The following is a 13,309-nucleotide window of genomic DNA, read 5'->3' as shown; positions in this document are numbered from 1 at the left end:
CAGAGGACGTAGATCTGGAAGAGCTGATCTGCGGCCGGTAAAAGGAGAGAAAAACGATGGAACATGTCATGGAGCGCTTCCAGCGCCTTCCGCTGGGCAATATCTGCGATGCAAACGGAAAGCGGGGGAGCATGGATCCGGCCATCCGGCCGGTGGACCCCAGCCTGCACATGGTGGGGCGCGCCTACACGGTGCGCTGTCACCCCGGCGACAATCTGGCCATCCACAAGGCCATTACAGAGGCGCCGGACGGCAGCGTGCTGGTGATTGATGCGGGCGGCTATACCGGCGGCGGCCATATCGGAGAGATCATGTGCTTTGCCTGCATGCAGCGGGGGATTCGGGGTCTGGTCATCGACGGTACCTGCCGGGATGCGGACGATATCCAGGCGCTGGGCTTCCCGGTGTTTTCCCGGGGCTTTAATCCCGGCGGCACGGTCAAGGAAACGGTGGGGCAGACCGAGATCCCGATCGTCTGCGGCGGCGTGCCCGTGCGGCCCGGCGATCTGGTCGTGGGAAACCGGGACGGCGTGGTCGTGGTGGCAAAAGAAAACATCGAAGCGGTGCTGGAGGGCGCGGAGGCTATCGCCCGGAAGGAGGTCCGGGTCCTGGAGGAACTGAAGCAGGGCAGGACCACCGCCGAGATCTACCAATTCTCTAAAATTCTCTGAGGCACAGAAAGCCCGTTTGCAGCCCGCTCAAAACCGCTGCGCACCGCTCCTCCGCGGGGGTACAAACAGGCTTTCCGAAACCGGAAAGGACGCGCAATGATGGAACCTATGATTACCGACGCGATGGTGGAAGAATTCCGCCAGATGGACACCTGCTGCCTGTCCGACGCAATGGACCGGCTGGGCATTCCCTGCGGATTGGAGGGCATCAAGCCCGTCAATCCCGACTCGGCGCTCTGCGGCCGGGCGTTTACCGTGCATTATGTTCCCTGTGGGACCGTGAAGGGGACCGTGGGCGATTTTCTGGATGATGTGAAGCCGGGCGAGGTCGTGGTCATCGACAACGGCGGGCGGACCTGGTGTACCGTTTGGGGGGACCTGATGTCCATCGCGGCCACCCACAAGGGGATCGCCGGGACGGTGATCGACGGCGTCTGCCGGGATCTGCCCACCGTCCATAAGCTGAACTACAACATTTTTACCAAAGGCCATTATATGGTCACCGGAAAGGACCGGGTGGAGGTAGACCAGATCAACGTCCCGGTAGCGGTATCCGGCGTCCGGGTAGCGCCCGGCGACCTGGTGGTGGGCGACGCCACCGGCGTTGTGGTGATCCCCCAGGAAAAAGCCGCGCGCGTTCTGGAAGTAGCCAAAGAGATTGCCGCCAAGGAGGCGGTGATCGAGGAAAGCGTGGCCCGCGGCGTACCGCTGCGGGAGGCCCGCGCCAAGGTGCATTACCACAACCTGCAGACCCGTGAGGAGACCTGACAGTCCCACATCCAACATACTGGGAGATGGAAACGTATGCATTTAACGGCAGAAGAGCAAAAAATGCTGGACGGCGCCTACGGCGAGACGGTCCGGCGGTCCATGAAGGTGCTGGTCGCACTGGGCGAGATCTACGGCGCGGATCACATGATCGAAGTAAAGAACGTCCATTCCCCCGGCGTCAGCTACCGGGTGGCAGGGGACGCGGGCCTGGGCTATGTGGAGGACGCCAGCAAGGACGCCGTGTTCCAAGTGCCCATGACGCTGAACACCATCGGCATCGACGAAAAGGACTGGAAGCAGATCGGCTTCCCGGAGGACTTCTCCTGCAAGCAGCTGGAGCTCTCCAGAGCTTATGAGAAGATGGGCGCCATCCCCACCAACAGCTGTACCCCCTATCTGAACGGGAACCTGCCCATGTTCGGAGAGCACGTGGCCTGGGGCGAGTCCTCCGCCGTGGCATTCGTCAATTCGGTCATCGGCGCCCGGACCAACCGGGAGGGCGGACCTACCGCCCTGGCCGCCGCGATCACCGGACGGGTACCGGCCTATGGTTACCACCTGGATGAGAATCGGAAGGGCACCCACCTGATCCGGGTGGAGGTGGACCTGAAGACCGATAAGGACTTTGCCGTACTGGGGTATTTCGGCGGCAAGCTGGCCGGGAAAGACGTGCCGGTCTTTGAGGGGATCAAGCGCCGTCCCACTCTGGAGCAGTTCAAGGCGCTTGGTGCGGCCCTGGCCTCGGCGGGCGCGGTCGCCTTGTATCATGTGGTCGGCTTCACGCCGGAAGCGCCTACGAAGCAGGACGTCATCGGCGACGAGATCCAGCCGGTGGTCTTCGATCAGGCGGCCTATGACAAGGTTTGTGAAAAATTCAGCCAGAAGGGCCCCATCGATTTCGTGGTCCTGGGCTGTCCGCATGTGTCCATCCGCGAATTTGAGGAGATCGCCGGCCTGGTCCGGGGCAAGCGCCTGAACAGCGATCTGTGGGTGTGCACCTCCCGCATGGTGCGGGAGCTGGCCGAACGGATGGGCTTTGTGGAGGACATCCAGGCGGCGGGCGGCGAGATCATCTGCGACACCTGTCCGGTACTGTGCTGCACGCTGACCCAGCGGGGCTACAAGACCGTGGCCACCAACTCCGGGAAAATGGCCCACTACGCGCCGGGACTGTGGAATCTGCAGCCCGTGCTGCTGAATACCGCCGAGTGTATCCAGGCGGCCATCGACGGGAAATGGGGGGAGTAACCATGTGTGAAGAAAAAGTTCTGAGAGGCAGATGCATCGTGGAGGGCTGCGTAGAGGGCGAGGCCCTGGTCACCAACGATGCGATCTCTTTCATGGGAACCATCAACCCCAAGACCGGCTACGTCATCGAACGCAAGCATGAGATCGAGGGAGCGTGCCTGAAGGGGAAGGTGCTGGTGTTCCCCATGTCCAAAGGTTCCACCGGCGGCTCCTACATGCTCTACGATCTGGTGAAAAACGGCGTGGGTCCTCTGGGCATCGTCAATATCGAGGCGGAATCCATCGTGGTCATCGGCGCCATCGTCTCCGACCTGCCGATGGTGGACCGCATCGACATCGGCCAGATCCATACGGGGGATTACGTCCGCCTGAACGCAACGGAAGGAACCGTCACCGTTATTCCGAAGCAGCCCAAAGGCTGACCGGGGCCGGTGAGCTGCGATGGGTGAACTGTTTGCCCTGATCAACGCGGCCGGATGGAGCTGCGGGATGGTATTTGCCCGGCGTGCCCAGCAGCGGGCGCAGGTCGGTATTCTGGGCGGCCTGTACTGCTCGCTGCTGGTCAACACCGTCATCAATCTGATGATGTTCCTGGGCGGCCTTTTGGCGCAGCCGCTCCCGCCGGTCACAGTCCGCGGGATGGTCTTTTTTGTGCTGGGCGGGGTGTGCAACAGCCTGATCGGCCGCGGGCTGCTCTTTTACACGGTCTCCCTGCTGGGGGCGGCCCGGGCCGGGGTGGTGAAGGCCACCACGCCGGTATTCGCGCTGCTGTGCGGCGTCTTTCTGCTGCACGAGGTGATCGCCCCGCTGGATTGGCTGGGGATCGCGGCGGTGCTGTGCGGCGTGCTGACCATCGCCATAGGCGGGGCCCGCCGGAACCAGGGCGGCGCCGCCTGGGACGGGACGGCCGTGCGGGGCGTTCTTTTTGGACTGCTGGCCAGCCTGTTCCTGGCCCTTGGCAACCTGTTCCGAAAGCTGGGCGTCAGTGCGATCCCAAGCTCGTCCGTGGGCGTGTTTGTGGGGTCGCTCAGCGCCTTGAGCGTGCTGAGCGTCTTCCTGCTGATCACCGGACCCGGTATCCTGCGGCAGGCCCTGCGTCATCTGGACCGGGATTATGCCGTGTCCGGACTCAGCACCAGCGTGGCGCTCTATTTCCTGTTTACCTCTTTGCAGATGATCCCGCTCTCGATCGCCAATTCTCTGACGGCGGCGGAGCCGCTGTTTACGCTGCTGCTGGGACGGCTGCTGCTGGGCAGGCAGGAAAAGCCCACCACGGCGCTTGTGGCCGGCGCGCTGAGCACCGTGCTGGGCGCCGTGCTGCTGGCCTGCTTTTGAGCGCGGGGAGCCGCCGGGAGCGCTCAGCCGGTTCGTTTGCCCGCTTGGCACAGCTTCGCGGCCGGAAGGCGGCACAGTGCCCCGGGGTACCCCTGTGCGGGTATCCCGGGGCACTGATTTTGCCGGGGCCTCAGAGTGTGAGGGTGCCGCTCTCGTCCTCCAGCAGCAGCAGGATATTTTCCTCCTGGCCGGTGGCGGCGTTGAGGTAGACCAGCATATGGCTGCCGGTTTCCGTTTCGCACTTGAATTCGTGGCAGAGCACCTCGTGTTCGCCGCCGGTGGGGATTACGGCAAGCTGATGGGCAAGTACCTTCAGCGCATCCCCGACGGCGCTGCGCGCCTGATCGGCGGTGACGGCGGGAGCGGGAAGGTCCCGGACCCGGTGGTTCATCAGATAACCCTCCGACTGGAAGCCGATGAGCCCCCCGTTATCCAGGGCCACGGACACCTTGATGAGATCGGGGTAGCAGTATACTCCGTCCTGCCGGGGGGCGAAGTGAACGGTGAGCACATCGCCAAGATCGATGGAATAGCTGTGATCCATATTCGCATAACCCCGTTGGAGCAGAAATTCCGCCGCCGCCTGGATCGCCGCCTCCCGGCTGAGAGCGGCTCCGGAAACGGGCCGGGAGTTGGTGACCTGGAGCACCTGAGCACCCTGCTTCGTGACCTCTACATACACCTCTCCGCCGTCCACCGCGGCGGAGAAGCCCCAGGTGGGCAGGGCGCCCGCCCCGTCGGAGACCAATGTGAAGATCTCCGGGCGCAGGTCCAGAAAGGCCGCGGCCGCCGCCCGGGCCTCATCCTGGCCCGCCAGAGGCAGCCCTTCCAGGCACTTGGGCGTGCGGTTGGACAAGTGCTCGGAGAAGGGGCCGTCGTAGACCAGGGCGGGCACCTCCGGGAAATCTGCCTCCACCGTCTGAAACGCGGAGCCCGCCGTGACCGGAGCAGACGCGCCGGAAACGCCGGAGAGGCGGGAGCGTACCGCCTCCAGATCCTCCAGTGTGACGGTACGGCCGTCCAGGTCGGACTGGAGGCTCTGCAGCGCATCGGCCAGGGTGGACGCCGTCTGGGCCAGCGCATGCAGCCCGGAACGCTCCTCCTGGGTGCACGTCTGCGCGTCGTAAGCGCCGCGCGAGAGCGCCATGGCGTAGTCTCCGGCTTTGGCCAGAAAGGCGGCGGTCTGCTCCAGCTCCACATTGCCGTAGGGCAGCTCGCCCAGGGCCATCTGAGCGGAGAGCGCCTTGCCGTAGGCCTGCGTACACAGGCTGGAGAACAGCGCGGGCGTGGTGGCGTAGGACGCCTTCTGCAGGGCGGTATCCAGCTCGCCCGCCGCGGTGGCAAGCTCCGCAAAGGCATGCCGGTAGCCGGTGTCCAGCAGGTATTGGTACTGCTGCGCCCGCATGTGGTTTTGGACGGCAAAGCCCAATACGACCGCAAAGGCCGCCGTCAAAAAGCTGGCCGCCCGGATCCGCGTCCGGCGGCGCCAGTGGCTTCTTCGATTCATAAAAACGCCCTCCTTTGGCGGTAGTTTCACCAAAAGAGGGCATTTTTTCTCACGAGCGGGACAAGAAAATGTTACCGCTGTTCGTAGCGCTGCTGGACGAAGGGCCAGTGGATGCGCTCGAACCAGCGCTCCACGTAGTCGGGGCGGCGGTTCTGGTAATCCAGATAATAGGCGTGCTCCCACACGTCCACGCACAGAAGGGGCCACAGCCCCAGAGACAGGGGAGAGTCCTGGTTGGCGGTCTTCAGGACCGAGAGAGCCCCGGAGCGCTCGCAGACCAGCCAGGCGTAACCGGAGCCAAACTGGCCCAGAGCGGCGGCCTTCATCGCGGCGCGCCAGTCGTCATAGGAGCCGAAATCCCGCTCCAGGGCGGCGGCCAGGCCGCCGGAGGGCCGCAGGCCCCGCTCCGGACTCAGGCAGTTGAAGTAGAGCAGATGGTTGTATACCCCGCCGCCGTTGTTGCGGATGGCGGTGCGCTTGGGCTCGGAGAGACAGTCCAGGTGCCGGAGCAGCTCTTCCAGCGTTTTGTTCTGCTCTTCGGGGCGGTCGGCCAGGGCGGTGTTCAGATTGTCGATATAGCTCTTCAAGTGCTTGTCGTGGTGAAAGTGCAGGGTCTTTTCGCTGATCTCATCTTCCAGTGCGTCGTAGGCATAGGGCAGAGGAGGAAGCTGATAAGGATAGCGCAGTTCCATAGGATTCATCCTTCCCGGTTGTTTTTCCAGCGGTTTTGCGGTATACTCTGTCTAATATTATTCGTATCAAATGAGGAAACATACCTATGACCAATTATTTTCATCTGAACACCCGCCCGGACGCCGTCCGGGCCATCAGCACTCTGGGCCTGGCCCATCTGGGGGACGGAGTGTTCGAGCTGATGGTGCGCTCCTGGCTGTGCCTGCACGGAAAGGCCACCTCCCGGGGGCTGCATAAGGCCACTGTGGGCTATGTGGCCGCGCCGGCCCAGGCCAGGGCTGCGGAGAAGATTTTGCCGCAGCTCATCGGGGAGGAGGCCGACGTGTTCCGCCGGGGCCGCAACACCAGCCCCCACAGCGTGCCCCAAAACGCCAGCCGGGCGGACTATCAGACCGCCACCGGACTGGAGGCCCTGTTCGGCTGGCTCTGGCTTCAGGGCCGGACGGAACGGCTGAATGAACTGTTCGAGCAGATGATGGAGGAGAACCCATGCCGCTAGACGCCCTTTGCCTGACCGCCGTGGCGGGAGAACTGCGCCGCTCTCTCCTGGGGGGGAAGATCGACAAGATCTATCAGCCTGCCCGGGAGGAACTGCTGCTCTGCATCCGGGGCCGGGGGGAGAACGTGCGCCTGCTGCTCTCGGCCAACCCGGGCCACCCGCGGGCCCACCTGACGACCCGGAACCGGGAGAACCCGGACACGCCGCCCATGTTTTGCATGCTGCTGCGCAAGCACCTGCTGGGCGGGCGCATTCTGGAGCTGAAGCAGCCCCCCATGGAGCGCCTGCTGGACTTCCGTCTGGAGACCATCGACGAGCTGGGGGACCGGGTGGAGCGCCGCCTGGTGCTAGAGGCCCTGGGCCGCAACTCCAATCTGATCCTGCTGGACGGGGAGGGGCGTATCATCGACTGCCTGCGCCGGGTGGACGGCGACATGTCCCGCCAGCGCCAGGTGCTGCCGGGCCTGTTTTACCGCCTGCCCCCCGCGCCGGATAAACTGGACCCCATGGCGCTGGACGGCGAAGGCCTGCGCCGGGCGCTGGACAACCCCACCGGGCGGGAGGCGGACAAGCTGCTGCTGGATACCTTCAACGGTCTGTCGCCCCTGATCGCCCGGGAATTGGCGTTCCGGGCGGGCGGGGATGGGGAGCCCCTGGCGCGGGAGCTGGAAAAGCTGCTGGACGCCGTCCGGCGGGAGGACTTCGCCCCTTATCTCTTGGTGCGGGAAGGGAAGGGGACGGACGTTACGTTTCTGCCCATCCTCCAGTACGGGCCCCAGACCGAGAGCCGCCGGCAGGAAAGCTTTTCGCAGCTTCTGGACGGCTTCTACGAGGAGCGGGAGCAGATGGAGCGGGTGCGCCAGCGGGGGCAGGATCTGGTCAAGTCGGTGACCAGCGCCCGGGACCGGACGGCGCGCAAGCTGGCCAACCAGGAAAAGGAGCTGGAGGCGACCGAAACGCGGGAGCGCCAGCGGGAGCTGGGGGATCTCCTTACCTCCAATCTCCACGCGATGCAAAAGGGAATGAGCACCTTCCGGGCTGTAGATTACTATGACCCGGAGGGGAAGCAGACGGACATCCCCCTGGACCCCCTGCTCACCCCTCAGCAGAATGCTGCCAAATACTATAGGGCGTACAACAAGGCCAAGACCGCCCGGCAGATGCTTGCCCTTCAAATGGAGAAGGGGCGGCGGGAGCTGGAGTATCTGAACAGCGTTCTGGAGAATATCTCCCTGGCGGAGGGGGAGCGGGATCTGCAGGAGATCCGGCAGGAGCTGGCCGAGACCGGCTATCTCCGCCGCCCGGGCAAGGCCAAAGACCGCGGCCGGAAGGTCTCCGGAAAGCCCATGGAGTTTCGCTCCTCCGCCGGTCTGCGGATCTCGGTGGGCAAGAACAACAGCCAAAACGACCGGCTCACCACCAAGCAGGCCTATAAGAGCGACCTCTGGCTGCACACCCAAAAGATCCACGGCTCCCATGTGATCCTCTGGCTGGAGGGGGGCGGGGCCGACGCCCGGAGCCTGACCGAGGCGGCCCAGCTGGCGGCGTATTTTTCCCAGGCCAGGGACGGCAAAAAGGTGCCGGTGGACTATACCCCGGTGAAATATGTGAAAAAGCCGGCGGGAGCCCGGCCCGGCATGGTGGTCTATTCCACCTATCAGACCGCCGTGGTGGACCCGGACCCGGAATTGGCCAAGCGATTGAGGGTGAAATGAGATGGATACCTGTCATATCCTTGTGGTGGAAGACGATGCGGATATCAATAAGCTGCTGTGCCGGATCCTGGAAGGGGCGGGCTACGACTGCCGCCCCGCCTTTTCCGGCAGCGAAGCGATGCTTTGGGCGGAGCGGTACGACTATGACCTGGTGCTGCTGGACCTGATGCTGCCCGGACTGAGCGGGGAGGAGTTCATCGCCCAGCTGCGGCGGAAAAAGACCATGCCCATCCTCGTCCTCTCCGCCAAGGCGGCGCTGGAGGACCGTGTAAACGTGCTCCGGCTGGGCGCCGACGACTTTCTTCCCAAACCCTTTGACAATGCCGAGGTGCTGGCCCGGGTGGAGGCCCAGCTGCGGCGCTACAAGCAGTTCGACCGGGGCGGCGCGGCCGGCGCGGTGCTCACCCATGGGGATCTGGTCCTGGACCGGGAGGGGGTGAGCGTCACCGCGGCGGGAACGCCGGTGCCGCTCACCGCCCGGGAGTTTCATATCCTCACGCTGCTGATGGAACACCCCAAAAAGGTCTTCACCCGGGAGCAGCTCTATGAGCAGGTGTGGGGCGGAGCGTATGTTGGGGACGACAACACCGTCAACGTCCACATCTCCAACCTGCGCGCCAAACTGGCCCGCGCCAGCGAGCGGGAATATATCAAAACGGTCTGGGGCATCGGCTTTAAGCTGGCGGAGGGGCAGGACGAACCTCTTTAAGCTTTCTTCATCTTTGCTTAAAGGCAAATTGTTGCCTTGCGCGTATACTGGCATCACAATCCAAGAGAAAGGCTGATGCCAAATGTCAGAAATTGTGTTGGCGCTGCGGGGACTGACCAAGCGCTACGGGAACCACCTGGCGGTGGACCATGTCGATCTGTCGCTGGAGCAGGGGCAGATCTACGGCCTGGTGGGCCGCAACGGTGCGGGCAAAACCACCATAATCCGTATGATCACAGCCCAGACCATCCCCACCGACGGGGAGATCGAGCTGTTCGGGGCCACCGGGGAGAGGGAGCTGGGCCAGATGCGCCAGCGCACCGGCGTCATGGTGGAGACGCCCAGTTTTTACCCCTACCTGACTGCCCGTGAGAACCTGGAATATTACCGCCTCCAGCGGGGCATCCCCGGCCGGCATGTGACGGAGGAGGCGCTGGAAGATGTGGGGCTGGCCGGTACCGGGAAGAAGAAGTTCAAAAACTTCTCTCTGGGCATGAAGCAGCGCCTGGGGCTGGCGCTGGCGCTGATGAACCGGCCCGACCTGCTGCTGCTGGACGAGCCCATCAACGGTCTGGACCCAGAGGGGATCGTGGAGTTCCGCAACATCCTGCTGGATCTGTGCCGCCAGCGGCAGACCACGATATTGATCTCCAGCCACATCCTGTCCGAACTCTCCAATCTGGCCACCTGTTACGGCTTTATCGACAACGGCCTGATGCTGGAGCAGATCACCGCCAAGGCGCTGGAGACCAAATGCCGGGCGTGCATCGAGCTGCACGTGGACGATGCGGCCAAAGCCTCCCTGGTGCTGGAGCGGGACCTGGAGGTCCGGGACTACGAGGTGCTGCCGGGCAATGTGATCCGGCTGTACGACTGCCTGGACCGGCCGGAGCAGGTCACCCGGGCGCTGGTGGAGGGCGGCGTGTCCTTGGGCGGCGTCGAGGGCCGGGGGGCCAATCTGGAGGACTACTTCCTGTCCATGATCGGGGGTGCCCGTCATGGCTGATTACCTGCGCGCCGAGTGTACCAAGGCCTTCCGCCGCAAGTACCTCTACATTGCCCTGCTGGTTTGCCTGGCCGGGGAAAGCCTGCTGCTGCTGGGCTCCTGGCTCACCTATTCCTGGGGCAACACGAATATCAGTTTCCATTCCACCGCCGTCATGGTGGCTGCCATCCTCAGCTTCGGTCTCTACGCCACCCTGATCACCGGAGATATCGTCTTCTCCGATCAGTACAAGCACAATACCCTGAAAAACGAGGTGTCCTACGGCCTGCCCCGCGGGCGCATCTATCTGGGCAAGCTGCTGGTATCCATGTTGGTGGCGCTGGCGGCCTGTGTGGTGCTGATCGGCTTCTATTTGGGCGGCTGTTGGCTGCTCTTCCCCCATGACGGGAGTGATGGGACGGTCTGGAGCCTGCTGGGCTATTGCCTGGCGGGGGCCTTCCCCCTCTGGCTGGGCGGCCAGGCCCTGGTGATGGCCTGCTATTTCCTGGTACGCAGCAGTACCATGGCCGCCTTCCTGTCGATCGGTATCCTGGTGGTCCTGGCCAGTGTGTTTCAGGCGCTGGGGCTGCTGATCAGCCCGGTCTTTGAATGCATCCGGCACTTCCTGCCCGGCGTCATGCTGGATACGCTGGCCAGCATGGCGTTTGACTGGCCTTACGTGGGCCTGTGCTGGATCGTAGGCGCGGTCTGGTGCGTGGGGTCCACCGTCGTGGGACTGGCCATTTTCCGGCGGAAAGAGATCCGGTAGGCCCGGATAGGAGGGAAGGCCGTGCTCAACTATATCAAGGCGGAGCTGTGGAAGGTCTTCCGGCGTAAGAGCTGTTACGTTCTGGCGGCGCTGCTGCTGTTCTGCGCGCACCTGTACGGCTGGCTGTTCAGCGGAGGCTACTTTGCCGACCTGGCCGCCGGGGTCTCCCTCACCATGGTCACCGGGATGCCGCTGGCCCCGCTGCTGGCCCATTTGGTGGACGCAGGGAGCCGGGATACCCTGAAAAACGAGCTCTCGTTCGGCCTGAGCCGGGGACGGATCTACTGGGGCAAGCTGGCGGCCGGGCTACTGCTGGGGCTGCTCCTGGCCCTGATCCTGGTGGGGGGCGTACTGGCCACTGGAAGGCTGCTGCTTCCCCGGGGAGATCCCGATGCGGCGTGGTCCAATCTGTACCGGGTGGGCGTTTGCCTGCTGGGGGCCGTGCCGCTGTGGTGCGGCATGTTTGCCCTGTGTCACACACTGGCTCTGCTGGTGCGCAGCACGGCGGTATGGATGGCGGGCTACTACGTCGCCTTTTTCATTGGCCAGCCGATCCTGACCGTTCTGGCAGCCGGTTTCTTCGGGGGAAACATGGCGGCTTGGCCGTTTCGCCTGCTTCAGGCGGTTCTCATACCGTGCACGCTGCTGATATCGGGCTTGCCGAGCGGCTGGATCAGCGGGGAGTACCTGCTCTGGTGCTGGGGGGTCGGACTGGGCTGGCTGGCGGTCGGCGCGGGCGCGGGCCTGCTGTTCTTCCGGCGGATGGACCTGCGCTAGCGGGAAAGAAGCGGAAAAGGATCTGTTTTCGCGCGGCGGGCGGGCTGCGCCGTCACGCCGGCGGGCTTTCCAGGCTGCGGAATCGACATTGGCCGCCGCCGTTCCGATCACGAAATGTTTGCCGGCCATTTTGCGGGAAATCGAGGTGAAAGGTTCGCGCAGCCGTGCCGGCAGCCTCGGCAGTCTTCTGATTCAAAAAAGGCGCGCCCGGGCGTGTCGGAAGAGCGGCAATGCCGCCCGCCGGCCCGCCGGCGCGCCCTTAGTATGGAAAGCGGGGGAAATTTGGGATGCGGATCTTGTGCGTGACGCTGGCGCTGGCCTGCGTCATACTGCTGATATGGGTCTGGAGCCAGCGCAGGGCGCTGCATCGGGCGGCCCAACAGCTGCGGGAGGTGGAGCGCACCGATTCCGCCGCCCGTCTGCGTCTGGCCGCGCCCAATCGCGCGGCGGAGGAACTGCTGGACGCGGTGAATGTACTGCTGGAGCTGCGGCAGGCCGACCGGGCCTCCTTTCGGGAGCGGGAGCGTTCCCTGCGCCGGCAGATTGCCAATGTCTCCCACGACCTGCGCACTCCGCTCACCTCCATTTTGGGCTATCTCCAGCTGCTGGAGGACGAAGCGCTGCCGGCGGCGGAGCGGAGGGAGTACTTGACGGTGGTGGCTAGCCGCGCCAAAGCCCTCCAGAGCCTGATCACCAGCTTTTACGACCTGTCCCGGCTGGAGAGCGGGGAGTACCCGCTCCGGCGGGAAAAGGTGGACCTGTATACCAGCCTCTCCGGATTGCTGGCGGCCTTTTACAACGACTTTACCGATGCGGGCTTCGATGTAACGGTGGATCTGGCCCAGGGACTGCCCAGCGTGACGGCGGATCCGTCGGGGGTCCTGCGGGTATTCACCAATTTGCTCCGCAATGCCTTGGACCATGGTCAGGGACAGATGGAGGTGCGTCTGTTTCGGGAGGGGGATGCGGTGGTCAGCCTGTTCCGCAACGGTTCCGGCGGCATTACGCAGGAGGATATCCCCCATGTGTTCGACCGCTTCTTCACCGCGGACAAAATGCGCACCGGCCGCAACACCGGCCTGGGACTGGCCATCGTCAAGGCGCTGGCTGACCAGATGGGCTGCGGTCTGGAGGCCGGATTGGACGGGGCGTTCTTTTTCGTGTGCATCCGATGGAAGCTGTGAGCCCGCCCCGCCTGTGGGAAGCGTACGGCAATGGAGAAAAGAGAAGCGATCCCGTTTACCTTATTTGTGCATTTGGAGTACCTTTCGTCGAAATAGGTAGTGTCAAGGATTTTGCGCAAATTGGTTTGCAGGCTCTGGAATGAATGAAGTCAGCCAGCAATGGAGGCGTCCTCAACGGCAGCCTCCAGGTGCTTCATGTTCATGTACTTTTTGTTGCCCCACTGGGTGCCGGCCACATGGCGCAGGCGGGCACAGACCAGCATGAGGGCGGAGTTACCATCCGGGAAACTACCCACCACACGGGTGCGGCGGCGGATCTCCCGGTTGAGCCTCTCAATGACATTGTTGGTGCGGATGCGAGTCCAGTGTTCGCTGGGAAAATCGCAGTAGGTAAGAGTCTCCTCAATGCCATCCTCTACCTTCCTGGCAGCCTCCTTCAGTTTCAT

At 63.8% G+C, this 13,309-nt stretch carries 15 protein-coding genes; 12 read left to right on the top strand and 3 right to left on the bottom strand.

From position 1 onward, the window contains the following. The first annotated feature begins 56 nt into the window (after window positions 1-56). The 5 genes from H8S57_RS00075 (at window position 57) to H8S57_RS00055 (ending at window position 4,025) form a co-directional block, all read left to right on the top strand. Window positions 57-671, top strand: coding sequence for an RraA family protein (locus H8S57_RS00075; RefSeq protein WP_186906088.1), 615 nt, complete (start codon window positions 57-59; stop codon window positions 669-671). A gap of 99 nt (window positions 672-770) precedes the next feature. Continuing rightward, window positions 771-1,439, top strand: coding sequence for an RraA family protein (locus H8S57_RS00070; protein ID WP_243204621.1), 669 nt, complete (start codon window positions 771-773; stop codon window positions 1,437-1,439). Between the two features lie 36 nt (window positions 1,440-1,475). Next, window positions 1,476-2,690 (top strand): aconitase X, encoded by a 1,215-nt coding sequence (locus H8S57_RS00065; RefSeq protein ID WP_186906087.1) that lies wholly within the window; start codon window positions 1,476-1,478, stop codon window positions 2,688-2,690. Window positions 2,691-2,692: 2 nt separating this feature from the next. Next, window positions 2,693-3,112, top strand: a complete 420-nt coding sequence (locus H8S57_RS00060) for an aconitase X swivel domain-containing protein (RefSeq protein WP_186906086.1) — start codon at window positions 2,693-2,695, stop codon at window positions 3,110-3,112. 19 nt (window positions 3,113-3,131) lie between these two features. Next, the gene (locus H8S57_RS00055; RefSeq protein WP_186906085.1) at window positions 3,132-4,025 is read left to right on the top strand and encodes an EamA family transporter; all 894 of its coding nucleotides are present in this window, start codon (window positions 3,132-3,134) and stop codon (window positions 4,023-4,025) included. Window positions 4,026-4,155: 130 nt separating this feature from the next. Here the strand turns inward: H8S57_RS00055 and H8S57_RS00050 are convergent, their stop codons facing one another. Together H8S57_RS00050 and H8S57_RS00045 are read right to left on the bottom strand one after the other, a co-directional pair. Continuing rightward, window positions 4,156-5,532, bottom strand: coding sequence for a PepSY1/2 domain-containing protein (locus tag H8S57_RS00050; protein WP_186906084.1), 1,377 nt, complete (start codon window positions 5,530-5,532; stop codon window positions 4,156-4,158). A gap of 71 nt (window positions 5,533-5,603) precedes the next feature. After that, complete coding sequence (locus H8S57_RS00045; protein ID WP_186906083.1) at window positions 5,604-6,224, bottom strand: superoxide dismutase; 621 nt, start codon at window positions 6,222-6,224, stop codon at window positions 5,604-5,606. Window positions 6,225-6,310: 86 nt separating this feature from the next. Between H8S57_RS00045 and H8S57_RS00040 the strand changes: the two genes are divergently transcribed. From H8S57_RS00040 to H8S57_RS00010, 7 genes are all read left to right on the top strand, one after another. Beyond that, window positions 6,311-6,724: a Mini-ribonuclease 3 gene (locus H8S57_RS00040; RefSeq protein WP_186906082.1), complete on the top strand. Its 414-nt coding sequence runs from the start codon at window positions 6,311-6,313 to the stop codon at window positions 6,722-6,724. Beyond that, window positions 6,715-8,439, top strand: a complete 1,725-nt coding sequence (locus tag H8S57_RS00035; protein ID WP_186906081.1) for an Rqc2 family fibronectin-binding protein — start codon at window positions 6,715-6,717, stop codon at window positions 8,437-8,439. The genes H8S57_RS00040 and H8S57_RS00035 overlap by 10 nt, the downstream gene beginning before the upstream one ends. A gap of 1 nt (window position 8,440) precedes the next feature. After that, the gene (locus H8S57_RS00030) at window positions 8,441-9,148 is read left to right on the top strand and encodes a response regulator transcription factor (protein ID WP_186906080.1); all 708 of its coding nucleotides are present in this window, start codon (window positions 8,441-8,443) and stop codon (window positions 9,146-9,148) included. Between the two features lie 82 nt (window positions 9,149-9,230). Next, a complete protein-coding gene (locus tag H8S57_RS00025; protein ID WP_186906079.1) occupies window positions 9,231-10,154 on the top strand; it encodes an ABC transporter ATP-binding protein in 924 nt (307 codons plus the stop codon). After that, window positions 10,147-10,902 carry an ABC transporter permease gene (locus H8S57_RS00020; protein WP_186906078.1) on the top strand — a complete coding sequence of 252 codons (756 nt, stop codon included), beginning with the start codon at window positions 10,147-10,149 and terminating at the stop codon, window positions 10,900-10,902. The genes H8S57_RS00025 and H8S57_RS00020 overlap by 8 nt, the downstream gene beginning before the upstream one ends. Window positions 10,903-10,923: 21 nt before the next feature. Next, window positions 10,924-11,679 carry an ABC transporter permease subunit gene (locus tag H8S57_RS00015; RefSeq protein WP_186906077.1) on the top strand — a complete coding sequence of 252 codons (756 nt, stop codon included), beginning with the start codon at window positions 10,924-10,926 and terminating at the stop codon, window positions 11,677-11,679. A 287-nt stretch (window positions 11,680-11,966) separates the two neighbouring features. Further along, window positions 11,967-12,863 (top strand): sensor histidine kinase, encoded by an 897-nt coding sequence (locus H8S57_RS00010; RefSeq protein WP_186906076.1) that lies wholly within the window; start codon window positions 11,967-11,969, stop codon window positions 12,861-12,863. A gap of 149 nt (window positions 12,864-13,012) precedes the next feature. Here the strand turns inward: H8S57_RS00010 and H8S57_RS00005 are convergent. Continuing rightward, a partial coding sequence (locus H8S57_RS00005) for a transposase (protein WP_186906075.1) occupies window positions 13,013-13,309 on the bottom strand: 297 nt, incomplete at its 5' end.

This window comes from Lawsonibacter hominis (assembly GCF_014287895.1).
GTDB lineage: Bacteria > Bacillota > Clostridia > Oscillospirales > Oscillospiraceae > Lawsonibacter_A > Lawsonibacter_A hominis.
This window is presented reverse-complemented; position numbering and strand designations above follow the sequence as displayed.